General features: G+C 50.7%; 22 protein-coding genes. 15 read left to right on the top strand and 7 right to left on the bottom strand.

Annotated features, from left to right (window positions below):
• The 13 genes from EDM56_RS21990 to EDM56_RS21930 all read left to right on the top strand — a co-directional run bounded on the left by EDM56_RS21990 (position 1) and on the right by EDM56_RS21930 (position 12,921).
• Positions 1 to 216, top strand: coding sequence for a hypothetical protein (locus tag EDM56_RS21990; protein WP_122920076.1), 216 nt, complete (start codon positions 1 to 3; stop codon positions 214 to 216).
• A gap of 287 nt (positions 217 to 503) precedes the next feature.
• Complete coding sequence (locus EDM56_RS21985; protein WP_122920075.1) at positions 504 to 716, top strand: hypothetical protein; 213 nt, start codon at positions 504 to 506, stop codon at positions 714 to 716.
• A gap of 433 nt (positions 717 to 1,149) precedes the next feature.
• The gene (gene qoxA / locus EDM56_RS21980) at positions 1,150 to 2,139 is read left to right on the top strand and encodes a cytochrome aa3 quinol oxidase subunit II (protein WP_122920074.1); all 990 of its coding nucleotides are present in this window, start codon (positions 1,150 to 1,152) and stop codon (positions 2,137 to 2,139) included.
• 21 nt (positions 2,140 to 2,160) lie between these two features.
• Positions 2,161 to 4,131, top strand: coding sequence for a cbb3-type cytochrome c oxidase subunit I (locus EDM56_RS21975; protein WP_122920073.1), 1,971 nt, complete (start codon positions 2,161 to 2,163; stop codon positions 4,129 to 4,131).
• Entirely contained in the window at positions 4,131 to 4,751 is a 621-nt protein-coding gene (gene cyoC, locus EDM56_RS21970) for a cytochrome o ubiquinol oxidase subunit III (RefSeq protein WP_122920072.1), read from the top strand. The genes EDM56_RS21975 and cyoC overlap by 1 nt, the downstream gene beginning before the upstream one ends.
• Before the next feature lies 1 nt (position 4,752).
• Positions 4,753 to 5,073: a cytochrome o ubiquinol oxidase subunit IV gene (gene cyoD / locus EDM56_RS21965; protein ID WP_122920071.1), complete on the top strand. Its 321-nt coding sequence runs from the start codon at positions 4,753 to 4,755 to the stop codon at positions 5,071 to 5,073.
• A 140-nt stretch (positions 5,074 to 5,213) separates the two neighbouring features.
• Positions 5,214 to 5,651, top strand: a complete 438-nt coding sequence (locus EDM56_RS21960) for an Rrf2 family transcriptional regulator (protein ID WP_122920070.1) — start codon at positions 5,214 to 5,216, stop codon at positions 5,649 to 5,651.
• Between the two features lie 200 nt (positions 5,652 to 5,851).
• Entirely contained in the window at positions 5,852 to 7,549 is a 1,698-nt protein-coding gene (locus EDM56_RS21955; RefSeq protein ID WP_122920069.1) for a sigma-54 interaction domain-containing protein, read from the top strand.
• Between the two features lie 189 nt (positions 7,550 to 7,738).
• Positions 7,739 to 8,551, top strand: coding sequence for a substrate-binding periplasmic protein (locus EDM56_RS21950; RefSeq protein WP_183192553.1), 813 nt, complete (start codon positions 7,739 to 7,741; stop codon positions 8,549 to 8,551).
• Positions 8,552 to 8,570: 19 nt separating this feature from the next.
• A complete protein-coding gene (locus EDM56_RS21945; RefSeq protein WP_122920067.1) occupies positions 8,571 to 9,239 on the top strand; it encodes an amino acid ABC transporter permease in 669 nt (222 codons plus the stop codon).
• Positions 9,223 to 10,008, top strand: a complete 786-nt coding sequence (locus EDM56_RS21940) for an amino acid ABC transporter ATP-binding protein (protein ID WP_122920066.1) — start codon at positions 9,223 to 9,225, stop codon at positions 10,006 to 10,008. The genes EDM56_RS21945 and EDM56_RS21940 overlap by 17 nt, the downstream gene beginning before the upstream one ends.
• 20 nt (positions 10,009 to 10,028) lie before the next feature.
• Positions 10,029 to 11,651, top strand: coding sequence for an amidohydrolase (locus EDM56_RS21935; RefSeq protein WP_122920065.1), 1,623 nt, complete (start codon positions 10,029 to 10,031; stop codon positions 11,649 to 11,651).
• Positions 11,652 to 11,787: 136 nt separating this feature from the next.
• Entirely contained in the window at positions 11,788 to 12,921 is a 1,134-nt protein-coding gene (locus EDM56_RS21930) for a saccharopine dehydrogenase family protein (protein WP_183192552.1), read from the top strand.
• 53 nt (positions 12,922 to 12,974) lie between these two features.
• Here EDM56_RS21930 and lplT read toward each other — a convergent pair whose 3' ends face one another.
• The 4 genes from lplT to EDM56_RS21910 form a co-directional block, all read right to left on the bottom strand.
• Complete coding sequence (gene lplT / locus EDM56_RS21925; RefSeq protein ID WP_122920063.1) at positions 12,975 to 14,189, bottom strand: lysophospholipid transporter LplT; 1,215 nt, start codon at positions 14,187 to 14,189, stop codon at positions 12,975 to 12,977.
• Positions 14,186 to 16,300: an AMP-binding protein gene (locus EDM56_RS21920; RefSeq protein ID WP_122920062.1), complete on the bottom strand. Its 2,115-nt coding sequence runs from the start codon at positions 16,298 to 16,300 to the stop codon at positions 14,186 to 14,188. Before EDM56_RS21920 ends, lplT begins: the two co-directional genes overlap by 4 nt.
• A gap of 123 nt (positions 16,301 to 16,423) precedes the next feature.
• Positions 16,424 to 17,062 carry a response regulator transcription factor gene (locus tag EDM56_RS21915; protein WP_122920061.1) on the bottom strand — a complete coding sequence of 213 codons (639 nt, stop codon included), beginning with the start codon at positions 17,060 to 17,062 and terminating at the stop codon, positions 16,424 to 16,426.
• Positions 17,063 to 17,088: 26 nt separating this feature from the next.
• A complete protein-coding gene (locus tag EDM56_RS21910; RefSeq protein WP_122920060.1) occupies positions 17,089 to 18,462 on the bottom strand; it encodes a sensor histidine kinase in 1,374 nt (457 codons plus the stop codon).
• A 154-nt stretch (positions 18,463 to 18,616) separates the two neighbouring features.
• Between EDM56_RS21910 and EDM56_RS21905 the strand changes: the two genes are divergently transcribed.
• A complete protein-coding gene (locus tag EDM56_RS21905) occupies positions 18,617 to 20,242 on the top strand; it encodes a formate--tetrahydrofolate ligase (RefSeq protein ID WP_122920059.1) in 1,626 nt (541 codons plus the stop codon).
• A 73-nt stretch (positions 20,243 to 20,315) separates the two neighbouring features.
• Here EDM56_RS21905 and EDM56_RS21900 read toward each other — a convergent pair whose 3' ends face one another.
• The 3 genes from EDM56_RS21900 to EDM56_RS21890 form a co-directional block, all read right to left on the bottom strand.
• Complete coding sequence (locus EDM56_RS21900) at positions 20,316 to 21,377, bottom strand: stalk domain-containing protein (protein ID WP_122920058.1); 1,062 nt, start codon at positions 21,375 to 21,377, stop codon at positions 20,316 to 20,318.
• 73 nt (positions 21,378 to 21,450) lie between these two features.
• Positions 21,451 to 22,185, bottom strand: coding sequence for an anti-sigma factor (locus EDM56_RS21895; RefSeq protein WP_122920057.1), 735 nt, complete (start codon positions 22,183 to 22,185; stop codon positions 21,451 to 21,453).
• Between the two features lie 3 nt (positions 22,186 to 22,188).
• Positions 22,189 to 22,755, bottom strand: a complete 567-nt coding sequence (locus EDM56_RS21890; protein ID WP_122920056.1) for a sigma-70 family RNA polymerase sigma factor — start codon at positions 22,753 to 22,755, stop codon at positions 22,189 to 22,191.
• Positions 22,756 to 22,924: 169 nt separating this feature from the next.
• On the opposite strand from EDM56_RS21890, the gene EDM56_RS21885 reads away from it, so the two are divergent.
• Positions 22,925 to 24,469 carry a gluzincin family metallopeptidase gene (locus EDM56_RS21885; RefSeq protein ID WP_122920055.1) on the top strand — a complete coding sequence of 515 codons (1,545 nt, stop codon included), beginning with the start codon at positions 22,925 to 22,927 and terminating at the stop codon, positions 24,467 to 24,469.
• The last annotated feature ends 73 nt before the right edge of the window (positions 24,470 to 24,542 follow it).

Here is a 24,542-nt window from a genome sequence, read left to right as displayed (position 1 = left end):
ATGAAAAATGACGGGTTGAAAGCCTCTGAGATGCTCCGCTGGTTCGCATGGATCGCGATTGGGATCGGTTCGTTATTGCTCATCGGAAGTGTAAGCGATTTCAGCTCCTCGAATCTTCCATTAATGGTGTCCATCGGCTTCCTGATCGCTGGAGTGAACATTTTCGTGCTCAGCACCGCCTTTAGATTGCTGATCATCCGGACAGAAGAGAACTAAACATTGATCCTTCATAAGTGTTCCACGCATCGTATAGGGAGTCTGCCAAAATATAGGCGGGCTTTTTTATTTTGCAAAAGGGTTCACAAAGTGACAAAATGAACGACCGTTTCACAAATGTGACACAAAGGTAAAAAGTAACAACAGCGCAGCCAATAGGTTGTTGAAAAAAGTTATGACAAATTTATAATAAAAATTTGAATAAAAATTGAACAACAAGTGAAAATTGTGTTACAATGTGTTCATAAGAAGGAAACGAAATTTAAGCGGACAAGGGGTCTTGCGTGATGAATAACGAAAGAAAAGCAGCAGACATGTTGAAATGGATGGCTTGGACAGTAGGAATCATCGGTGCTTTGTTAATGGCTTTCAGTGTAAGCGATTTCAGATCGAGCAACTTTCCATTGATGGTGTCCATCGGATTCTTGATCGCCGGTATGAATATCTTCATCTTAAGCACGGTATTCCGCTTGATGACACTCAAACACCAAGAAGTGTAGGGCACAGCATGAAAAACATACGATAGAGCCTCCCGGTACGAAGTCAAAATGGGAGGCTCTTTTATATGGAAGGAACTATTTGTGAACGGATCAACCTGGCATGCCATAATGCATGCCGGGTTTTTTATTTTGCAGGCAAAAGGGTGTGGGTGTGAATCAAAAGTCCTTCAATAGTTGGGTATTACAACCAGTACTGGATTCGATTGTTCATCAGAGGAGATTCATAACAATATTATGATCAACTCGTGACCGACTCGTGAACACTTTGTAACAAAAAAGATACGAAATAATGAACGTAGCAAAAAAGCGGTTCAAAATTACTACGGCTCTGATACCATGTAGAGGCGGTAGTAACTCGTGTTTATCTATATTGAAATTACGCCATGGCTTGTAATGTTTTTGCAGTTGTTGTGAAAGAGGAGGGACTAGGAGAATGAGTGGAAGAAAAGCGCTGAGACAAATCTCTTTTTGGGTCTTGGCAGTGCTGGCAAGCGTCCTGTTGTCGGGGTGCGGGAGTGAATACGTTGTCCTGAATCCGAAAGGACCGGTTGCGGAGACGCAGTACAATCTGATCGTCATTTCTACGATTTTGTGCGCAATCATCATCATTCCGGTATTTGTTATCACTGCTTTTATCGTTTACCGATACCGGGATACAAAGGACAACAAGGCGCCGTACAAACCTCAATGGGCGCATAATACTGCACTCGAGGTAATTTGGTGGACGATTCCGGTCATCATTATTGCGATTTTAGGCTACTTCACAGCTCGCGATACGTACGCTCTGGTTGAGTCGCCAAATAAGGAAGTTAAGCCGATCACGATTCAGGTTACTTCATTAGACTGGAAATGGATGTTCACTTACCCTGAACAAAACATTGCGACTGTCAACTATTTGGAAATTCCTGCTGGTGTTCCTGTGCAATTCCGTTTGTCCGCAGATGGCCCGATGAACTCTTTCTGGGTACCGGAGCTGGGCGGTCAAATTTATGCGATGTCCGGTATGGCAACCAAGATGTACTTGCAGGCTGACAAACCGGGTGAGTATGAAGGGTTGGGCGCCAACTTCACCGGTAAAGATTTTGCCCATATGCAATTCAAAGTAATCGCCAAGCCTCAAGCAGAATTCGATCAATGGGTGAAGGAAGCGAAAAGCTCCAACAATCCTGTTATGACCAAGCAAGATTATGAAGAGCTCAGAAAGCCTGGCACGTCTGATGTGAAGACATATTCTGCTTTCCCGAAAGGTCTGTTTGAAGAAATCGTTATGAAATATAGCCATGGTCATGATGGCAATATGAGTCAAGAGCAGCCTGCAGGCGAACAGAAATCCGATCAAAAGGCTGAAGGCAGTGCAAGTGAAGCCCATCAAATGCCTGGCATGGATATGAGTCAAATGCCTGGTATGGATATGAGTAAGTAGCAAGGGGAGGAGGAATACCAAGTGTGGGAGAATATTAAAGACTTTGCCTCGACGTTCTTTGTAACAGGCGATCCACTGATCTACGGTGCGGATGTTTCCATCGGCCTTACGATGGTAGCGATCGTTTTCGTTCTCACCAAGTTTAAAAAATGGGGTTGGTTGTGGCGCGAATGGCTGACTACCGTTGACCATAAGCGGATCGGGATCATGTACTTGATCGCCTCGCTTTTGATGCTGTTCCGCGGTGGGGTTGACGCCCTGCTGATGCGTGCGCAGCTGGCATTCCCGAATGTAGAATTCCTGCATTCCGATCACTACAACGCAATCTTCACCACACACGGCACGATCATGATCTTGTTCATGGCGATGCCAATGATGTTTGCCTTGTTCAATATGGTCGTTCCGCTTCAACTCGGCGCGCGCGACGTTGCGTATCCGTTTTTAAATGCTGTCAGCTTCTGGATGTTTATGCTTGGCGCAATGCTGTTCAACCTGTCGTTCGTTATCGGGGGTTCCCCGGATGCCGGTTGGTTGTCGTATCCGCCGCTGTCAGAAAATGCCTTTAGTCCGGGACCGGGTCAGAACTTCTGGATCTGGGGGATTCAGATTTCCGGTATCGGTAGTTTGGCTACGGGGATCAACTTCATCGTAACCATTCTGAAAATGCGTGCCCCTGGCATGAAATTGATGAAAATGCCATTGTTTAGCTGGTCTGTTTTGTCCAGCTGCATCATGATCATCTTCGCTTTCCCGATTTTGACTGTGACTTTGGCTTTGCTGTTCCTTGACCGTTTTGCTGGCGCTCACTTCTTTACTATGGGCGGCGGAGGAAATCCGATGATGTACCTCAACCTGATCTGGATGTGGGGTCACCCGGAAGTATATATCGTGGTCGTGCCAGCCTTCGGTATCTTCTCTGAAGTCGTGGCTACGTTCTCGAAGAAAACAATTTTTGGTTACAAATCAATGGTCTTTGCCCTTATGGGTATCGCTCTTTTCTCCTTCTTTACCTGGGCCCACCACTTCTTCACGATGGGTACAGACGCTAGCGTTATCGTGTTCTTTGCGATATCGACGATGCTGATTGCGATCCCGACCGGGGTGAAAATCTTCAACTGGCTGTTTACGATGTTCCGTGGACGCATATCCTTTAAACAGCCAATGCTGTGGACGATTGCCTTCATTCCTTGCTTCCTCGTAGGGGGAGCCACGGGTGTCATGCTGGCGGTTGCTCCGGCAGACTATCAGTATCACAACAGCTACTTCCTGATTGCCCACTTCCACCAAGTTTTGATCGGTGGGGTTGTGTTTGGTTACTTGGCTGGTATTTACTACTGGTGGCCAAAACTGTTCGGCTTCAAGCTGGATGAGAAATTGGGTCAATGGGGCTTCTGGTTCTGGAATATCGGTTTCTATGTGTGCTTCATGCCGCAATACGCACTTGGCTTCATGGGTATGACTCGTCGTTACTATACGTACGGCTGGGACCGCGGTTGGGCTGACCTCAACTTGATTTCCACCGTCGGCGCATTCTTGATGGGTGCGGGCTTCATTTTCCAAGTATGGCAGATCGCTTATAGCATTAAACATGGCGAGCGCGATACAACAGGCGACCCATGGAATGGTCGTACGCTGGAATGGTCGATTCCTTCTCCGGCGCCGTTCTACAACTTTGCCGTCGTTCCTGAAGTGAAGGATGCCGATGATTGGTGGCTGACCAAACAAGAGATGGCAAATGGCACCTACAAGAAAAAACCTGTGCATTTGGAACCGATCCATATGCCGAAAAACTCGGGAATTCCGTTTATCATGTCTTGCTTCTTCTTCTTGGTCGGATTTGGCTTTACGTTTGGTTGGGTATGGATGGCCGTGATTGGATTTATCGGCGTGGCCCTGTCGATGTGGGCGCGTTCCTTCCAATACGATACGGATTATTACGTACCGGTGGATGAAGTGCGGAGCACGGAAGCTTCACTGGGGAGGGTTATATAATGCAACAAGTGGCAAAACATCATGACCATGGTCACGGGCACGACCACGACCATGGCCATGAGGATCATGAACAGCTTAAGGTACTTGGTTTTTGGATCTTTGTCGTAACCGACTGCATTCTGTTCGGTAGCTTGTTTGCCACCTATGCGGTGCTGATGCACAACTACGCAGGTGGACCAACCGGCAAGGAACTGTTTGAGTTGCCGGGTGTTATCGCCGAAACCTTTATCCTGTTGACGAGCAGCTTCACCAGTGGTTTGGCTGTGCTGGCAATGAATAAAGGAAACGTGAAACAGCTGATCGGATGGCTGGTTGTCACAGCGGTGTTGGGCTTGTCCTTTATCGGCTTGGAGGTAACAGAGTTCGTCAACATGGTGCACGAGGGTGCAACCATCGCGACCAGCGGTTTCTTGTCCGCGTTCTTCACGCTTGTTGGTACGCACGGTCTTCACGTGTCGGTCGGTTTGTTCTGGATGGTTGCACTGATGATTCAGCTGCGCCGCCGTGGCATCACGCCGGTAACTCGCCGCAAAGTGACCAACTTGAGCTTGTATTGGCACTTCCTGGACGTCGTGTGGATTTTCCTTTTCACCGTCGTCTACCTGTTGGGGGTGATGTAGGATGACGCAACATGAAAACCATGGAGATCACCACAATCACGGATCGTTGAAGTCGTATGTGATCGGTTTTGTTCTCTCGATCGTGCTGACCATTATTCCACTGGTGTTGGTTATGAACCAAATGCTCGACAAAACGGCTACAGTGATCACGATCATGGTCATGGCAGTTCTGCAATTCGTTATCCAGTTGTTCTTCTTCATGCATGTTCGTGAAGGTGAAAAACCGCGCTACAATGTGCAAACGCTGATCCTGGGGCTGGTAATCGTATTTACGATCATCGCCGGTTCGATTTGGATTATGACGTTTAACAACTTGAAGTAAGGTAAGACAAATTTATCGATAGGGGCAGGGCACGAGCGAGTGTCTTGCCTCTTTTTCTGTACAATTGTCTGGAAACAGCGTGTACCTTGACTTTGTAACTATGCTGTAACTATAATGGTTGCATCGAAGGGATGAAGCGTATGAAAATCAGTAGCCGTTTTACAGTAGGTGTGCACATTTTGTCGTTGCTTGCGACTTCACCGGACGGCCCCTGCACGTCGGAATGGATTGCGGGTAGCGTCAATACCAATCCGGTCATTATCCGTAGACTGACAGGGCAATTGAAAAAAGCTGGTTTGGTGAATGTACGTCCGGGTACGGGAGGCGCTTATCTCGTAAAGGACGCTTCTGCTATTACCCTGCTCGATGTTTATCGTGCGGTGGAAGTGGTGGAGGAAGGGCAACTGTTTCATTTTCATGAAGAGCCGAATCCGGAGTGCATGGTCGGGGCGAATATTCAAGCCGTGCTGCAGCTGATTTTGCTGCGCGCGCAGTCAGCGATGGAGCAGATTTTGGCTGATGTCACGCTGAAGGAACTGGTTACCACTATGATCGAAAGTAAATCCACTCGTTCTTAAACCCGCTGATTGAGCGGGTTTTTCTTCGCATGCAGAGCGCCAAAAAGTGATGTCCCACTTTATCCGATCGCGTATAATAGGCACAATGAGCGATTGCCGCCGTCAACTACCGAGATCAGTCGGTGTGCCGGCAATCGCTCTTTTGTCGGGAGTTTGGATCAAACGGGGTTGAAACAGCAGCGAGGAGGAGCGATACGAGCATGAAGGCCGAAGATTATTTCATTAGGGAGGCCGTCTGTTTAGAATGGCCGATTACATTTGAGCAATTGGTGCAGGAGGCTGTCAGGTCGGTTTGCAAATGGTTTGTATTGCGGCAAGGAAGTGACATCAGGGGCTGCATCCGCCGAGATGCCATCGCCGACCGATTTGCGAGATACGGGCTAGCGTCGTTCGGGCAACCCGATTGGGAGAACATGATGACGGAAGCCATTGTGGTGAATGGCGCTGCGGAGGATAAAAGCATCTATCAGGCCAACAAAGTGGTCATCCTGACTGGCGAGCAGCATGCAGTGAAGGGTGTGATCGATTGGGAGATCGACGATGCGATCCATGGGCTGGTTGCACAGGACAGCTGGCTCATCAAGGAACTGCAAACTGTGTTTTACGAATTTTACAACAATGTATTTGTAACCGATGAAAAAGGGACGGTTATCCGTGTCACCGCAGCTGATGATCAGCAGCATTTGGGCAAAAATGTGTTCGATCTGGAGCGGGACCGGGCGTTTTATCCGTCTGTGACCGCCAAGGTACTGAAGTCTGGCAAACGGGAAAAGAGCCTCCAATACACACAGACCGGCGATGTGTTCATGATTGAGTCCATTCCGATCAAGAACAATGACGGGGAAATCGTTCGCGTCGTCTCCGTTACCAAGGACACCTCGGAAATCAATCAACTCACCACGCAATTGGACGAGCTACGGAACCTCTTGGACAATTATCAGCGGGAAGTGGTCCGGTTTCAACAGGAAAAGCTGGAAAGCAAACCGTTTGTCTATAAGAGCAAACAGATGCAGAACTTGTACGAGCTGGTGAAATCGGTGGCATCCGTCGACACCTCTGTCTTGATTCTCGGGGAAACCGGGGTCGGCAAGCAGATGGTGGCCAATCAGATCCATATGTTAAGCAATCGCAGGGATCATCCATTCATTACGGTCAACTGCGGGGCCATCCCGGAAAATTTGCTGGAATCGGAATTGTTCGGGTATGAAGAGGGCGCGTTTTCCGGTGCACGGAAAGGCGGAAAGCTGGGGATCTTTGAAATGGCGGACAAAGGGACGGTTTTTCTGGATGAGATCGGCGAAATGCCGCTGCATCTGCAAGTGAAGCTGCTGCGCGTGCTGCAGGAAAGAACCATTATGAAAGTGGGCGGAACGAAAGAGAAAAAAGTGGATGTCCGCATTCTGACGGCAACCAATCAAAACCTGGAGGAGATGGTGCAAAAGCAGACATTCCGGCAGGACCTGTATTACCGGATCAACATCATTCCGATCCAGATACCGCCGCTCCGGGAACGCAAAGAAGACATCCATGCGCTCGCTTTTACCTTTTTGCACCAATACAACCAGAAGTACCGAAAAAATGCGGAAATCAGCGAAACCCAGCTGGATCAGCTTCTGAAATATTCATGGCCCGGAAATGTCCGCGAGCTGGAGAACAAGATGGAACGGTATGCCGTTACAGGGCAATTGATTTTGGGCAATGGTGGAAATCAAACCGATGAGCGAGCATTCTCTGATCAAGAAGGACCGCTGCCTTCGCTTTTGGAACATCTGGACGAAGTGGAGCTGCGGATTCTCCGGCAGGCGATGGCGCGGTACAAAACAACGCGTGAAATCGCTGCCCATTTAGGTGTGAATCAGTCCACTATCGTCCGTAAAATGAGAAAGCACAATCTGTAATGCGGTTGCCGATGCGTCATTTTATCGTCGCTTTCTGATGCAAAATAGCATCGTGAATTTGATGCATGATGCCATCAAGCGCGAGCTGCTATCTGTCAATTCGCCATTATCCGTATATTTCGACTTGGCATTGTATTTGCAATAATTTTAATGACAACTGATGAATCTCATCGACCAGGGGGAATTGGAATGAAAACGAAATGGTTGGCAATGTGTGGACTGGCTGCAACCTTGTTTGTCACAGCTTGCGGCAATTCGGCATCGAATGGGGACGGGTCCAAAGAGGGGCAGACAGCTCAAGGGGCACAGCAAACGGTCAAGGTGGCAACTACGTCGGACGGCCCTCCTTTCGTCTACCTGAATCCCGATAATAACAAAATGGAAGGTCTCGTCATCGATATTTTGGAGGACATCGCCAAGCGGGAAAATCTGAAGCTCGATTATCAGGTCATGAACTGGGAAGCGATGATCCCTTCGCTGAAGGGCGGGAAAGCCGACATCATCGCGGAAGGCATGTACATTACCGATGAGCGCAAGCAAGTCATCAATTTTACCAACCCTTATTTCGGTTATGGCGAAGGCTTGATGGTTCAGGGGGACGATACCTCGACCAAGTCACTTGATGATCTGAAGGGAAAAAAGGTGGGGGCGTTGATCGGAACTTCCTATCAGACCATGCTTGAGGAAAAAGGAAAAAGCCTCGGCATCGAAATGAAAGTCTACCAGCAATTCGGTGACATGATGAAAGACGTAGATAACAAACGGTTGGATGCAGCCTTGTTCGACCAGCCGATCTTGGTATATATGAAGAAGCAAAATCCGGCTCTCACATATCGCGTCGTAGAAGACTACAAGCCGTCCTTGCCCGGAGAAATCGGTTTCGGTGTGACGAAGAGCAAGCAAGATGTTTTGGATAAGCTGAACGCCGGCATCGACGAAATCAAAAAGGACGGCACGCTGAAAAAGATCTATGAAAAATGGGGCTTGGATTGGAAGTTTTGATGAAATGGGGTGACGACACTTGGATACATTGCTGACAGACCTCATTCGGTTTACGCCGAAACTGTTGGAGGGCACTTGGATCACGATCGAACTGACCGTGCTGTCCCTCTTCTTCTCGCTTTTGCTCGGCTTGATCGTGGCATTGGGCAAAATGTCGCGGAATAAATGGATCAATCGGGTTTGCAACGTCTACATCAGTATTTTGCGTGGAACGCCGTTGCTGGTGCAGCTCATGTACGTCTATTTTGTGATGCCCGAACTGGGATTGGAATTGAGCGCACTGCAAGCAGCGGTCGTCGGCTTGTCGATCAATGAAAGCGCTTATATGGCGGAAATTTTTCGGGCGGGCATTCAATCCATACCGAAAGGGCAGACGGAAGCGGCGAAAGCAATCGGAATGGATGATTGGTTGGCGATGCGACGTATCATCTTGCCGCAGGCTTGGCGAAATATGCTACCGGCAATCGGCAACTCTGCGATCGCTTTGACCAAGAACTCCTCGCTGGCTGCGGTCATCACGGTAGCTGAATTGATGCATCAGGGCAATTTGCTCGCTGCCGCGACGTTTAAAAACATGTTCATCTTTACATGTGTCGGGGTCATTTATTGGCTGCTGCATTATCCTCTCGCCTTGCTGGTGGATTATTTGGAAAAGCGGGGAGGGCGTAAGCATGCTCGAGCTCATTGACATCAAAAAATCATTTGAAGACAAAGCGGTCATTCAGGGAGTCGATCTGTCCGTACGAAAAGGTGAGGTTGTCGTGATCGTCGGCCCGAGCGGAAGTGGAAAAAGCACTCTGCTCCGTATGATGAACGTGCTGGAGTATCCGACCTCGGGCGATATCAAGCTAGAAGGAGCATCCATCCTGTTTAAGGAAAGCAGGGGAAAGCGAATTCCACACACGCAAAAGGAACTGAGCAGGTTTCGCGCAGAGGTAGGGATGGTTTTCCAAGGGTTCCATCTTTTTGCACATAAAACGGTACTGGAAAATCTGATCGAAGGGCCGGTCCAGGTGCGCAAGGCGAATCGGGATGAAGCGATCGCCCTTGCAGAGCAATTGCTGCAAAAGGTGGGGCTGGCTGATAAGCGGGACCAGTACCCGGATTCGCTCTCAGGCGGGCAACAGCAGCGGGTAGCTATCGCACGTGCGCTTGCCATGAAGCCTAGGCTGCTCCTGTTTGACGAGCCTACATCCGCGCTTGACCCGGAACTGGTGGGGGAAGTGTTGGTTGTCATGAAGAGCTTGGCACTAGAGGGAATGACCATGGTGGTTGTGACCCACGAGATGGGCTTTGCCCGTGAGGTTGGCGACCGCATTCTGTTCGTCGACAACGGAACGATCCTGTTTGATGCTCCGCCGGAGGAATTTTTCCAGGAGCAGCATCAGCATGAACGCATCCGCAGATTTCTTAAAAGCTTGAGTAAGGATGGAGAAGAGGCGAAAAGGCACGCTTGAGCGGGAAGGAGACAAAACAGATGACCATCCAAACAGGACAAGCAGATTACATCCTCTCGGGAAACGCGGTGTTTACTGGTCTAGCAGACCGGCCATCCCCAGCATCGATCGCTGTTGTCGGCAACAAAATTGCTGCTGTGGGTACCCATGAGGAGATCAGGAGATGGATTGGACCTGCCACCAAGCAGATTGATTTTGGTGATCGGCTGATCATGCCGGGGTTCCATGACTTTCATGTGCACGTGATGCTCGGGTGTCTGCAAGAGGACACCGTGCAATTGCTGGCTTCATCTTCAGCTGAGCAAGCGGCAAAAATGGCAGCCGATTTCGCCGAAACGCGTCCCGGCGATCCGTGGGTATTGGGCTTTGGCTGGTATCACTCGTATTGGGGAAACCAACAGCTGCCACACCGGAGCATTCTCGATCAGTTCATACCGGATCGGCCTGTTTTCCTCCTTCATGCGGCCGGCCATCTGGCCTGGGTTAACAGCAAAGCGCTGGAGCTACTGAATATCACGCGCGACACCGTTGATCCGCCGTATGGAGAAATTGCCCGCGATGAAGACGGAGAGCCTACCGGGATTCTGTTTGAGAATGCCATCGCATTGGCAAAGCAAGCGTTTTTACTGCCGGAAGAACGTCGAAAACGCATTTTGGAGACATTTTTGCGGAGCACTGCCGAGATGGGCATAACTTCGCTGAGCGATATGCTGCCGCTGCCCGCGATTGAATTGGGGGATTTGGAATCGTACGACGCTTTTGAAAAAGAGGGCCGTTTGACGACGCGAATTCATTTTTTGATCGGGCTTACAGGCGAGTTGGAGCGGGCCCGAAGAATGCGGGATGCGTATCGCTCTGAAAAGGTGCGCTTCTCCGGATTGAAGCAGTTTCTAGATGGTATAGTGACTGCACATACTGCATTGCTTGTGGAGCCGTACGCCGACCGCCCTGCTTATCGGGGAGAGGCGCCATTTTCCCGGGAGCAATTGCAGAACTGGGTCAATGAAGCGGATCGGGAAGGGTTCCGCATCCGGTTTCACGCGGTGGGAGACGGGGCGGTCAGGCTGGCGTTGGACTTGTTTGAGGAGGCTGGCGAGCGGAACGGTAACAGGGACGCACGACATGCGATCGAGCACATCGAGGTGATTCATCCTGAAGATGTTGGCCGGTTTTCCCAGCTAGGCGTGCTCGCTTCCATCCAACCGGAGCACATGGGTCTGGTGAACCGCCAGCACTACTTGACTCGGATCGGTGACGAGCGGTATGGCTGCACATTTCCGATCCAGACGCTGAAACAGGCGGGGGCCAATCTGGTCTTCGGCACAGACTATCCGATCGTTTCGTTGAATCCGATGCTGGAAATATACCGCGCCGTCACGCGGACCGGCGGCGATGGTCAGCCATGGAATGAGGCTGAGCAGATACCGCTTGCAGATGCTTTGCGTGCCTATACGGCGGGAGGGGCGTACGGGGTTTTTCGGGAGCAGGAGCTTGGAACGTTGGAAGCAGGCAAGCTAGCTGACATCATCGTCCTCGATCGCAATTTGTTTGCGGTGTCGGAGGATGAGATCGCACAAGCAGGCGTCGTGTTGACGATGATGGACGGTCAGGTAGTTTTTGAAAAGACAGGGGAGACTCGGTGAGGCTCGGGGCATCGTGCGGGTCAGCCGATGCCCCACCGCGATGGTTTGATGCTGTTTCGCATCAAATCTGATGCGAAATGACATCGACGGCACAACGAAATGCAAAACACATCAGGTAATCAGGAGGAATCGACATATGGAAAAAGTAATTGTACTCGGAGCAGCAGGAACTATTGGAAAAGTAATCGTGAAAGACTTGGCGGAAAGCGGAGTTGATGTGATCGCAGCGGATCTGGATATCAGCAAGCTGGAGGAGCTGCGGGCATGGGTAGGCAAGCCGATCGCCATCGCATCGGTCAATATCAAGGATCACGATGCGACAACCGAGCTGCTTCAGCAGGGGAAGGTATGCATCAACGCGGTCAATTACATTTTCAACCTGGATATCATGAAGGCCGCTGCATCGGCAGGAGTCAGCGTCCTCGATCTCGGCGGCTTGTACACCATCACGAAGGAACAGTTGAAGCTAGATGAGATGATGAAACAGGCGCAAGCGCTGTCCATCGTGGGCATGGGGTCCGACCCAGGCGTTTCCAATGTATTCAGCCGATATGGGGTCGAACAGCTCGATGAGGCGGAAGAAATCCAGATCCGCTTCGGCTCTACCACAAGCGGAGTTACGTTTCCGTTTGCGGCGGACACGATTCTGGATGAGGCAACGAAAAATGCCTATGCCGTCAAAAACGGCGAGCTGGTAGAGGTTGAGCCATTGGGCGATGAGGAATTTACAGTCTTCCATCGGGAAATCGGCATCCAGCAGACTTTCAGCATCATTCACTCCGAGCTCGCCACCTTGCCGACCAGCTACCCGCAGGTAAAGCAAATCACCTACAAAGATACGTGGGACCCGGCTACGATTGAAAAAATTCGCCTGTTTAGCAGCATGGGCTTTATGAACACCGAATCAGGAACGGAAGGCCCGAGCCCAAGACGCCAGCTGGTGTCCTTGTTGCAGCAAAGCTTGAAGGAAGAGCCGCAATGGGGCACAGATGAATTGATGGTGGAAGTAATCGGGTGGAAAAACGGGAACCGGACCACAGTGAAAATGGAGCTGCTGACCAACTATCACCGCGATTGGAATGTGAGCGCGACCCAGTATGCGACGGCGATTCCGGCATCCATCGTCGCGCAGATGCTGCTGCGCGGTGAGATTCAGGCAACCGGCGTCAAACCGGCTGAGCTGTGCGTCGATCCGGACTTGTTTATCAGCTATTTGACCAAGAAACAGGTCAGATTGCTGATCACGACAAGCGAGACGCGTGAGCATTAATCCCAACATGGAAAAAAGCCTTGGAAACCCAAGGCTTTTTTCCATACATCCGGTTATTTTTCCTCCGCATGATAACGACGCTGCGAAGGAATGTTGACGAAAAAGCGAAGGTAGATCAGGAACAGCAGGAGCAGGATGCCTTGCGCAATTATTGCACCCGTAACAGAGACACCAAGATAAACGATGATGTAATAAATGCCGGAGCCGACGATCATCAGCAAGTTTTCGATGAAATTTTGCACAGCTATCGTTTTACCGGAACCTACCATTTTTTTGCCTTCTTCCTGAAGGACGGTGTTCATCGGTACGATAAACGCGCCGCCTGTAAAACCGATCATCAGCAGGAACATGATCGCGACAGGCGTGATATGGAACCACGGGAACAAGACGATAAGGAAAAACAAGCCAAACCCATACGAGAGGGAACGGGTGAAACGGTGAAGTGGAATCAGCTTAGGCGCGAGAAACGCACCAATGACAATCCCAATCGAAGTTGTGGCAAAAATCAGCGAAACTGCAAAGCTTTTCGGGTCGATGGCCAATGACACGGGAATCCATGCAAGCGCCGCCACCCGCAATACTGCCGAACTCATCCAAAATGAGCCGGTACCAATCAGCGACAGCTTGGTTTCCGGTTTGCGCATCAGCAGGTTTACGTCTGCAAAAAAACGCCGCGCTTCCTTGCCGTAACGGATCGCTTCATTTCCGTGCATCCGCGGAATGAAGAAGGTCATGAGCAACGACGCACAATACAGCGCCAGGCAAATCAATGACGATAAGGTAGGCGATGTCATGGAAGCGATTGTTCCACCGCCTCCGATTCCTGCCAAAATTGCGATGATCGTATAGGCTTCAATGCGGGCATTGGCTTGGAACAAGGCGGATTCATTGTCAGTCAGCTCAGGTAAGATGCCGTATTTGGCCGGTGAGTACACAACAGCGCCTACGCCTACCGTGAAGTAAGCCAGCATCAAGAACAAAATGTGTGTGTGATCCGTGATCAGCAGCAACACAACCCCGAGCCCTTTGATCAAATTCCCGATGATCAGGACGAATGATTTCGGATGTTTGTCGGCAAAAGGTCCGACAAGCGGGGCCAAAAAGAGATAAGGTAAAAAGAATGAGATCGATACGAGTGCAAGCGATGCGGGTGAAAAACCGTTGTCCGTCAGCAAATTGTTGATGACAAACAAGATCATGTTATCGGCAAAGGCGGATAAAAACTGAGTAAAATAAAGGGCTTGCAGCGGTTGTAATCGTGCCTTCATGATTTCACCATTCCTTGTTCGGCGATTTGTTTCAAGGTGACATAGTCGGTTTTTCCGCTGCCCAAAAGCGGCAGCTTTTCAATCCATTGGACGGAAGCGGGCAGAAGCAGCGGAGAGTATTGCTTCTCTGCCAAAAAGGCACGCAGCTGCTCAAGGCGGACGGTTTCGTCAGAGGTGTAAAGCAGCACTCGTTCGCCTTTCCGTGAATCGGTGACGGTGACCGTCGCAAAATCGGAGTGGCCGTAGCATTGTGCCGCTAGCTCTTCCACCAGATTGAGAGAGACCATTTCGCCGCCGATTTTGGCAAAACGCTTGATCCTCGATTTGATCGTGAGGAAGCCCTCCGCATCCATCTCCACCAAATCCCCCGTTTTGTACCATTCCGAGGCAGGCTGGAATCCTGTGCCGTGAATCAGGTACCCTTTCATCACATTCGCTCCTTTTACAAGCAGCTGACCACCTGTAGAGATTCCTTCCACCGCTTCAAGCTTACTTTCAATGCCCGGCAAGAGACGGCCTACGGTTCCTGACTTGTTGGCCAAAGGTGTGTTAAGCGATAAGATCGGAGACGTCTCGGTTGCCCCATAGCCTTCAAAAATACGGATGCCGAACTTATCCATCCACATCTGCCGCACATCGGCTTTCAGTTTTTCAGCGCCAGCAAAAACGTAACGCAATGAGTAAAAGTTATACGGATGCGCATACCTTCCGTAGCCAGCCAGGAATGTCGACGTGCCAAACAGCATGGTGATATTCTGATCGTAACACAATTCTGAAATCACTTTGTAGTGCAGCGGGCTCGGATACAGAAAAACAGGGAATCCGGCGATGACTGGCAGCAGCGTACCCGCCGTCAAGCCAAAGCTGTGAAACATCGGAAGCGCATTGAAAATTTTATCCTTAGACGTCAGGTCGATGACGCTTCTGACCTGCTGAATGTTAGCAAACAAGTTGGCGTGTGTCAGGATGACGCCCTTCGGTTTGCTCTCGCTACCGGAAGTGAACAGGATTAGCTCGTTGACAGCGGCTTCCGCCTTCTTCCCGCTTGCCGCCTGCAAAAGCGCGGTGAGTTTATCTGCCGCGGTAGCAGAACTTTTGATGTCTTCCAGATATAAAAAGGTCACGTGTCCCCGCATACCTTCAATCAAGTGCTCAAGTTTGCCTTTTTCGATGAACTGGCGGGAAGTCAGGACCGTATCGATGCCCGCTGTTTCGCAGCAGTCGAGCAAGGAGCGAATCCCGAGCGAAAAGTTCAGAATCGCTGGTGTCGTTCCGTTGCGGAACAGGGAAAACAGTGTGACGACATGGCCGATGGCATTTGGCAGCAGCACTCCGACGGTTTGCTTCCCTGCCAGCGCCTTTTTCAGCTTGCTTCCAAGCAGGTGGCTGCCGATAATCAGCGTCTGGTAGGTGATGCTGCTGGCAGTATCTTTAGCGATCTGCGTCTTACGTCCGTTGAGACGGGCAGCTTCCAGCATTTCGTTGAAAAGATTGACGTGCTCCTTGTTTCGCGCCAAGAAAAGCTCATGCTGCATCGTTTTGAGGACTTTGTCGCTGGCTGCAGCTTTTTGCTCGCGCATGGAAAGCTCTTCTTGCCTGTGCAAAACAAAGGGGGTTCCGACGGACGACGTGACGCGCGGAAACCAGGAAAGGCGCAGCTTGCCTTTCAGATACGAGAAAATCGAGCGCTCCAGGCCTTGGATGATGATCGGGTATACCGTTGCACCCGTGCGTAGCGCCAAATACCCCACGCCGCTGTACATTTTCATCAGACCGCCCGTCGTGGTAATCCGACCTTCCGGGAAAATGACCAGCGACTCGCCGTTTTTGATCACCCGGATCATTTGGCGGATGGAGTATGGGTTGAGCGGATCGACAGCCAGATGTTTTCGGAAGCGGAGAAAGAACGAAAACTTCTTGGCGATCTCTGTATTGGCGACAAAGGTTGTCTGTTTTGGGAGAGAGAAGGAAAGAAGAATGGCGTCAAGCAGAGAGACATGGTTCGGGATAATGATGGACGGCTTGGAAAAGTCGATTTTGTGCAAGCCTGTCAGGCGAGGGCGGAACCAGATAGTCAGGATCAATTTGATGAGTGCGTGTATAAGAAACATGAAACAACACACCTTTCCGAATGCTATTATTGCCTTCATTCTACGGCGTGGGTGGAATAAAAAAAGTACCAACATTCATTGGTACCTGATGCTAATACGAGCCTACAGTATTCGAAAATGGCGCTAGAACAGCTTTTTTTGCTTAGCCTTGGCGGCAGCTTCCTTGCTCGTTTTGGCGCCCATTTTTTTCAGGATGCGGTTGATATGGTTTTTGATGGTCCGCTTGGTGATGAATAACGTTTTTTCGATTTCCGACTGGGTCTGTCCCTTATGAATCAGCTGCAAAATGTCGCGTTCAGCCGGCGAGAGCAGCTTTTTGCTCTCTTCCTGTTTCAGGCGCAAAAATTCATTGCGCAATGCGGCGGCGGCAGTCGGGTGAATGGCGGATTGACGGTTGTAAGCCGCACGAATCGCGTCGGGAATTTCCTTGAAGTCGGTTTTGCTGATATAGTTGACGGCGCCTGCCGCGAATGATTCGACCATGACGTCTTCCGCAGTCAACGAGGTAAGCATGATGATGCGGCAGTCGGGTTGCAGTTCAGTCAGCTCAAGCGCCGTTTCAATCCCATCCAGATTGTTTTCCGTCAGGTTGATATCCATCAGGACGACATCGGGTTTCAGCTCGGTAAAAACAGCGACTGCTTCCTCTTTGGACGAGGCTGTTCCGGCCACGGTCATGTCGGTTTCTTTGTTGATATACGAGGTCAGGCCTTCGCGCCAAGTGTGGTCGTCTTCGACTAGCAGTACGTGAATGCGTGTCATGCCAGCTTCCCCTCCTTTTCTATCGTTTAGTTGGTCGCCAATCGTTTACGGGGAAAATATAGATAAATGGTCGTGCCCTCGCCATGAATACTGTAAATTTCCAGCGTCCCTTGGTGTTTTTGCATGACATTGAAGCAGTAGGATAAACCCAGACCATAGTTTTGCCCGGTTTTTTTGGTGGAGAAGAAAGGGTCCATGACATGGGGCAGATTTTCCTTGGAGATGCCTACCCCGGTGTCTGTGACCGAAATGACCAAATGCTTTTTGGATAAATAGAGTCTAAGAATCAGCGTGCCTCCGGCTTCTTTCATTGCCTCAAAGGCATTCATGCACAGGTTGGTCAAAATTTCTCTCAGCTGTACGGGATCACCGCGCATCAACAAGCTCACGTCGAGATCGGTCTCGAGCACTACCGCGTATTTTTCCGCATACGGTTTTAGGTTACGAAGGACTTCGTCGATCAGCTCGGCCGGGCGGATTACCTCTTCTTTAATCGTGATTTCCTGCAGCTGCCCTTGGATACGGTTCATCATGTCCAGTATATGCTGGGAAGACTGGATGAGGATATCGACATCCTTTTTCAAGTCCGGCTGGTTCGTCTCAATGGCATATGATTGAATGCGGTCGGCGAACAGGGTGATCTTTCCAATCTCGTTTTTGATCGTATGATTGACGATTTGGGCGCCGGATGTCAACGCGCGCAACGTGCTGTGCAACCGGCGTCTCTCCACCCGGAACTTTACGCCGAGGAAGCCGTATTTGACACTGATAAACAAGATGAGAAGAAACTGAATCCCGACGATCAGCATGTTGTATCGCCAGGCTTCGTACTGATTTTGCGTCCGCATGATATAGATGGTCGTGAACACGAACATCAGGGGGACGATGACCAAAATGTTGGTGAACAGGCGGCTTCGGCGTAGCTGCGGGTCTTTTTCCTTGCGGTACAGCACGATCAGGATGACGCTCGCTGCGAGGAAATACGGAAGCGCCCAGCTAACCATCACCCAGTAATTAAACGAAAGCACCGGGTAAATCGGCGTCGTGGCAAGCACGAATAGAGGCGGGATCAATGCAAGATACTGGATCAGCTTTTTCGTTTTGCGTACGATGAAATCACCGGAATGAATGGCAAACATAAAGAAAGCATAGGGCAGACCCACTTGGCAAATAAAAGAAGAGAGTCTGCTGATAAACATCAAGGTAGGTTCTACGGCCGTTTGCACATTTGCAAAATGATCGAACAGCGGGTATAACGTTTCGTCCACTACTGCTGAAAAAAAGCCGCAGCCGCCGATAAAGGCCGTGGCGCTCGCCCAACGTATTGAGGTTTGCTTCGGGTCGGTGAACAAGACGAGAAAGCCGAGGGTCCAAATGACCAGCCATATAATTACCATCATGTCGGAGCCCTCCCAACTAGCGAATATATAAGTATTATAACGCACCGTCCCTGTTCTGGTCTCATCTGATTGATGGGGGCCGGGAAGGGACCAAGGAAAATAGATAAGCATGTGGAAATAGAGTAGTGGAAGATCACGTTTTAAGGAGGCATTCATGAAACCGATCGTCGAAATTGCGCAACGAGCAGGGGTTCCGGAAGAGGACCTGGAGCTGTACGGAAAATACAAGGCGAAGCTGGCTCCAGAATTGTGGGACAAAGTCAAGCATCGCCCAAACGGAAAGCTGATTTTGGTAACGGCGATGAACCCGAATCCGGCCGGGGCGGGGAAAACGCTCACGACTATCGGGCTGTCGCAAGCCCTCAATGTGATTGACAAAAAAGCGATTGCTGCTCTTCGCGAACCTTCTCTCGGTCCGTGCCTCGGCATGAAGGGCGGAGCGACAGGAAGCGGCAATGCGGAGCTGCTTCCCGCTGATGATATCAATCTGCATTTTACTGGCGACATTCATGCGATCACGACCGCGCATAACCTGTTGGCGGCGATGATCGATAATCATATCCATCATGGCAATGTGCGTGGGCTCAACCCGAAGAAGATCGTGTGGAAACGCGCGATGGACATGAATGATCGGGCTCTGCGCAATATTGTCGTAGGGCTTGGGGACGGGAACGGAACGACACGGGAAGACGGCTTCATGATCACGACCGCTTCCGAAATCATGGCGATCCTGTGCTTGAGCGAGAATATGAATGACCTGCGCGAGCGGCTCAACCGGATCATCATCGGCTACGATTTCGCCGATCAGCCTGTCACCGCAAAGGAAATGAATGCGGTGGAGGCAATGTGCGTCTTGCTCAAGGATGCCTTGAAGCCGAATTTGGTGCAGACGACGGAGGGCACTCCGGTCATCGTTCACGGTGGCCCGTTTGCCAACATCGCACACGGCTGCAGCAGCGTCATCGGCACCAAGCTCGCCTTGAAGCTGGGCGATTATGTCGTGACGGAAGCGGGATTCGGCGCTGACCTTGGGGCGGAGAAGTTTTTTAACATCAAATGCAGGAAAGCGGGTTTGACGCCATCGGCGGCTGTTGTCGTCATCACCGTACGCGCCTTGAAATACAACGCAGGCATCGCAATTGCCGATCTGCAAGCTGAAAATCAGGCGGCGCTGGAAATGGGATTCGCCAATGTGCTGCGGCATGTGGAAAATTTGCGCGGATTCGGGATACCGGCAGTCGTGGCGATCAACCGGTTTGCCACCGATTTGCCATCAGAGCTAGATGCGGTCATCGCCATGTGTCAGCGGAACAGCATTGAGGTAGCGGTTTCCAACGTTTGGGCAGAGGGGGGGAAAGGCGGCAAGGAGCTAGCTGAAAAAGTGGTTCGCGCGGCTGAGTCGAACGCAGACACCTTCCGTCTCCTCTACGAGGACTCCCTCTTCGTAAAGGAGAAAATCGAAACGATCGTCAAAAACATATATCGCGGCTCATCGGTCGTCTATACCGCGGCTGCAACTAAGACACTTAAGCGCATTGAAGAGATGGGCTTGTCTCATTTGCCTGTATGCATGGCGAAAACGCCGTATTCGTTCACCGATCAGGCAGATCGGTTGGGCGCGCCCACCGATTTCGAGATTCACGTCAGTGAGATCCGAGTATCGGCGGGAGCCGGGTTTATCGTGGCATTGACGGGAAGCATCATGACGATGCCGGGCTTGCCGAAAAAGCCAGCAGCAGAGACGCTCCGCTTGGAGACGAGTGCGGAAGCCATAAAATAAATAAAAACCCCCGTTGTGCGGGAAGAGTTGGTTTGACGCTGGTCAAAGCCTACTCTCGCACAAGGGGGGTTATTTATTTCACAGTGATTGTACCTGTCATGAAGGTATGCGGTTTGCAGTAGATTTGATAAACACCTGGCTTGGAAAACGTGACAGAGTAGGATTTTCCTTTGCTGATCGGGCCGCTGTCGAACGAACCATCCTTGGCGGTCACGGTATGGTTAACATCGTCTGAATTCGTGAAGGTAACTGTTGAACCGGCCTCCACTGTGATTTCCCCCGGCATGAACATGTAGGAATGGATATCAACAGAATACGTTTTCGTCGCTTGCGCAGGGGCGGGCTTTTCCGTCGGAGACGCCACCGTTTGGAAATGGATAACCTGCTTCACTTCAGGGACGAGTGGCTTATGGTCATTGCCAACCAGCTGAACAGTCAGCGTATGGTTTCCTGGCTGCACGTTATCGAATACGGCCGGTTCTCCCGAGATCATTTTATAGGCTACCTTGGGATCTTTGGGGTCCGTGTCAAGCCATACGTGGATATGGCCTTGCCCGGCTACGGCCTGCATATGCTGACGGAAGTCAAGCAGTTGATGATGGAAGGCAGCGATGCCTACTTTGACTTGAGTGGTATGCAGGACGTCTCCTTCTTTTGGCGAGAGGATGCGGAAGGAGGCGACATTGTCGGTTTTCACCGCTGCAGTGTGAGTCGCCGCTTGATAGGTTACCCCCATGCCGAGATATTCACCGAGGAAGCGCAACGGTATGTAGGGAACCCCGTTCATCATTGTGGCTGACACATCGGATGTAACGGGAACCCCGTTGATCGTGGCCGAATTGCTGTCGATGGGGAACACATAGAGATTGGATGCCATTTTGAGCGTGATCGTCTTCTTGCCGGCATCATACGCGTACGTCATCCCCAAGTGCTTCGACATCGCTTCAGCCGGGACTAGCAGGCGGTTTTTGACCAGCACGGGCTGTGCAGTGAAATGGACTTCCTTTCCGGCGACAAGCACTTTTACGGGAGCCGTTGAGGCAGCAGCAGCTGGATACGCTTCGCTCATCGTTCCCAACCCTAGCATCCCTGTGACGATAGCGCCGGAAAGAAGCAGAGACATCATTTTTTTCATGGTTCATTCCTCCTCTTGAGCGTTTGTTACTCAAGATAACGATGGAAAACCGGAAGCGGTTTGATCGATCAGGCTACGTGCCCAAAACTTTTTTTCCACGCGGCTTGTTACCCGCCGCATCTGGCTCCAGCGTGATACCGATCGCTTCAAATGCCACTTGGTCTTTTCCCATCTCGTACGTCATGAAGCCATTTCCATTTTCATCGACGCGGAAGACACCCGCACTTTTTCGTTTTCCTTCATGGATCAGCCAAACCTGGTATGCCTCCGGTCCATCGGTGCACGTCAGCCCTTGCACCTGAAAGACAAGTTTTTTCACTTCTCCCTGCGTATACAGCCATGCTTTTCCCTGGGCTTGCGGCGGCGTGTCAGCTGTCGGCTTGAGCGCGTATTCCTGCAAGACCTGGGAGGGAAGCAGCGATTGCTGCTGCAATTGCGCAAGCTCGTGGCGAAGACTCATGTTATAGGCAAAGGCGATGATCAGGAAAAGCCCCAGTGCCGCGCTCATCCAATGAGGATTGAAAGCGAAGACGCGCGCCAGCCGTTTTTTCCAGCCTGATTCCCGTACAGGGGCATCAGCGGGGAAGATGGAGCTCATGACTTCCTGCTTCAAATCAGCTGGAACCGCAACTTCATCCATATGGTAAGGTATCAATTCCCATGCCTCCTGTAGCTCTTTTGCTTCTTGCCTGCACGCGAAACAAGCGATCAGGTGGGATTCCACATGCTTTTTCTCTTGATCCGTTATCTGACCGACGATATAGGAAACCAGCTCATCAGCTGATAAACATGTACCGGGTATTTTCATGTTTCATCCCTCCATTTCCAGTACGAGATGATTGCGCAAAATTTTTAGTGTTTGATGCAAGCGGCTTTTGATGGTGCCAATCGGTTCGTTTCGCATCTTGGCAATTTCGCTCAGCGAATAGCCCTCCCAGTATAAATGCTGGATGAGCTCGATTTGGCTCGTCGAAAGAAAGCGGTATGCTTTTTCCACTTGCTCGCGGATCAGCTTGCGGGAGGCGACCTCTGCAGGGTCGTTTGCGGGATGATCGGTAATGGATTCCCATCGCTCCGGCTCGAGCGGAATGACGTTACGGTAACGCTTTTCCGCGCGCAGATGATCAATGGTGATATGCCGGGTAATCGTCAAAAGCCAGTTGACGAACTGCCCTTTTTCGGGGTCGTAGCCTTTTTCAGTTGTCCATAATCGTGTAAATACCGCCTGCACGACGGCCTTAGCCTGCTGCTCGTCGCGCGTCGCTTTCAGTGCGAAGGAGTAGACCAATTTGATGTGGCGGTCATACAGCTCTTCTAGTGCTGCCCGCTGTTTTTGCATGACAAGCTGCATGATGTCAGCGTCGCTCAATGTCTTCATGAGACAGCCCCCACCTCTTTTTCCTGATCGCTTCTATTCTCCCTAAGGTAACGAGCAAAAGTCCAGATCGGTTTGAATGTTTTGCACATTATTTCGGCGTTTCTCTGATATTCCTCTGACTTTTTCCGTTTAGTCTACTAGTAAAAGAACATGCGAGGAGTGGGACGCGATGACAAACATTTTCGATCTTGATCTGCTGTGCGCGATCGGCGAAGAAGAGGCGTGGAAAGCGGCGTATGAGGAGGAATTGCGCAAGCTCGACGAAAGCTTCCGGCTGGTGACGCTGCTCGAATATGAGGCGGTCACCCGCAATCAGGAGGATGCTCGTTTAGAAGATTTGCAAAATCAGCATTTTGTGCTCTTTACCGATCCGCGCTTCGCCCAGGTGCTTGGCAAATGGGAGCAACAGCTTGCGGATGGTACGTGGAAGAGAAGGCTTAAAGTGCTGCAAAACGCTGCGCGCGAGAAGGAGATCGAGAATCATCCGACTGTGGCAGCGTTGAAAAACAAGCTGCAAACGCACCTGACCAATCTGATGCTTACCCATCAGGGAGAATCGTACCCGTTTTCGTCGGTGCAATCACACTTGATGGCGAATGCCGATCGTGATCTGCGCAAAGCGTTATTTGATCAAGTGAATCACGCAGCCGTCGAGATGGAAGAGGAGTTCCGGGCGCTGGTCAAAGCTCGCAACGAGATGGCACGGCAAAAAGGCTATCCCACTTATCACCACTACTTGTTTGAGGGGATCATGGAGCTCGATTTCGAGCTGTACCGAACGGAAGGCTTTCAAATGATGGAGGCAACAAGGCCGATTTCCCGGGAATGGTCACAGCGCTTCCAAGAAAAGTGGGGGTACACAGGTACGCAATACTACGACGCGTTTTATGCCGCTCTGAACTTTTTGGAGATTCCCCGCTCGTTATTTCCGCAGGAACGGATCAAAGATGCACTCCATTTCACCTGCCGCCATTTTGGGCTCGAGCCTGAGCGGATGCCGCTGCAAATCGAGCTGCTTGACATCCCGTATGGCGGGATGATGAACGCGATCGCTACGGATGACCTGCGGATCGCCTTGAAAAAGCAGGACGGCTTTTCCCGGTATGGCGTGGCGATGCATGAGCTGGGCCATGCGCTGTACGAATTTTTCTCAGCGCAGCAATCGCCGGAGCTGTTCCGGTTTAAAAACATCATCGGACATGAGGCGATGGCAGAGATCGTGATGACGATCGCTTCGCAGAAGGAATGGCTGCGGGATTTTCTCGGCATTGAGGAAGCGGTGCTTGCACAGACTGCTGAGGCAGAGCATCTCTTTTCGCTTACATTGACCAAATTTTATTTCTATCAAAGTATGGTAGAGCGTGCCTTGTATGAGAATCCGGATGACGATTTCCAAGCAATGGCGGACCGGGTTTTCCAGGAGATTTTTGGCGGGGACAGCATGGGCATGCACCCTGCTGCGGAAATGATGTTTCTTGCGTATCCGGTATATGTACAAGATTACATTTACGCGGATGGCGTGCGGGATATGATTCGCGAGCGTTTTGCCATCGGCGGCCTCTATGGGCAGGCGGATGTTTTTGAGGTGATCAAGAATGTATTTATGGAACCGTCCGAGGCGCAGACGTGGCAGGAGAGAGTGGAGAAGCTGTGTGGTAAACGTTTTTCGCTGCAAGCGTTTGCGCAATTTCTCGCAAAGGAAAAGTCGTTTTGATCGGTTGGCTGGTCCTGATCTCCCTTGTCAAAGTGTGCAATGACTGGTATTTTCATTGAAAGATAGTAATTGC

Source organism: Brevibacillus fluminis (genome assembly GCF_003710825.1).
GTDB lineage: Bacteria > Bacillota > Bacilli > Brevibacillales > Brevibacillaceae > Brevibacillus_D > Brevibacillus_D fluminis.
This window is presented reverse-complemented; position numbering and strand designations above follow the sequence as displayed.

What these genes read in the sequence shown, in the direction of transcription:
- EDM56_RS21990 (WP_122920076.1), top strand. Translation starts at nt 1, where the DNA reads ATGAAAAATGACGGGTTGAAAGCCTCTGAGATGCTCCGCTGGTTCGCA.
- EDM56_RS21915 (WP_122920061.1), bottom strand. Translation starts at nt 17,062, where the DNA reads ATGACACGCATTCACGTACTGCTAGTCGAAGACGACCACACTTGGCGC.
- EDM56_RS21985 (WP_122920075.1), top strand. Translation starts at nt 504, where the DNA reads ATGAATAACGAAAGAAAAGCAGCAGACATGTTGAAATGGATGGCTTGG.
- EDM56_RS21960 (WP_122920070.1), top strand. Translation starts at nt 5,214, where the DNA reads ATGAAAATCAGTAGCCGTTTTACAGTAGGTGTGCACATTTTGTCGTTG.
- EDM56_RS21905 (WP_122920059.1), top strand. Translation starts at nt 18,617, where the DNA reads ATGAAACCGATCGTCGAAATTGCGCAACGAGCAGGGGTTCCGGAAGAG.
- cyoC (WP_122920072.1), top strand. Translation starts at nt 4,131, where the DNA reads ATGCAACAAGTGGCAAAACATCATGACCATGGTCACGGGCACGACCAC.
- EDM56_RS21930 (WP_183192552.1), top strand. Translation starts at nt 11,788, where the DNA reads ATGGAAAAAGTAATTGTACTCGGAGCAGCAGGAACTATTGGAAAAGTA.
- EDM56_RS21940 (WP_122920066.1), top strand. Translation starts at nt 9,223, where the DNA reads ATGCTCGAGCTCATTGACATCAAAAAATCATTTGAAGACAAAGCGGTC.
- EDM56_RS21910 (WP_122920060.1), bottom strand. Translation starts at nt 18,462, where the DNA reads ATGATGGTAATTATATGGCTGGTCATTTGGACCCTCGGCTTTCTCGTC.
- EDM56_RS21950 (WP_183192553.1), top strand. Translation starts at nt 7,739, where the DNA reads ATGAAAACGAAATGGTTGGCAATGTGTGGACTGGCTGCAACCTTGTTT.
- EDM56_RS21890 (WP_122920056.1), bottom strand. Translation starts at nt 22,755, where the DNA reads ATGAAGACATTGAGCGACGCTGACATCATGCAGCTTGTCATGCAAAAA.
- qoxA (WP_122920074.1), top strand. Translation starts at nt 1,150, where the DNA reads ATGAGTGGAAGAAAAGCGCTGAGACAAATCTCTTTTTGGGTCTTGGCA.
- EDM56_RS21895 (WP_122920057.1), bottom strand. Translation starts at nt 22,185, where the DNA reads ATGAAAATACCCGGTACATGTTTATCAGCTGATGAGCTGGTTTCCTAT.
- EDM56_RS21955 (WP_122920069.1), top strand. Translation starts at nt 5,852, where the DNA reads ATGAAGGCCGAAGATTATTTCATTAGGGAGGCCGTCTGTTTAGAATGG.
- EDM56_RS21885 (WP_122920055.1), top strand. Translation starts at nt 22,925, where the DNA reads ATGACAAACATTTTCGATCTTGATCTGCTGTGCGCGATCGGCGAAGAA.
- lplT (WP_122920063.1), bottom strand. Translation starts at nt 14,189, where the DNA reads ATGAAGGCACGATTACAACCGCTGCAAGCCCTTTATTTTACTCAGTTT.
- EDM56_RS21920 (WP_122920062.1), bottom strand. Translation starts at nt 16,300, where the DNA reads ATGTTTCTTATACACGCACTCATCAAATTGATCCTGACTATCTGGTTC.
- cyoD (WP_122920071.1), top strand. Translation starts at nt 4,753, where the DNA reads ATGACGCAACATGAAAACCATGGAGATCACCACAATCACGGATCGTTG.
- EDM56_RS21935 (WP_122920065.1), top strand. Translation starts at nt 10,029, where the DNA reads ATGACCATCCAAACAGGACAAGCAGATTACATCCTCTCGGGAAACGCG.
- EDM56_RS21900 (WP_122920058.1), bottom strand. Translation starts at nt 21,377, where the DNA reads ATGAAAAAAATGATGTCTCTGCTTCTTTCCGGCGCTATCGTCACAGGG.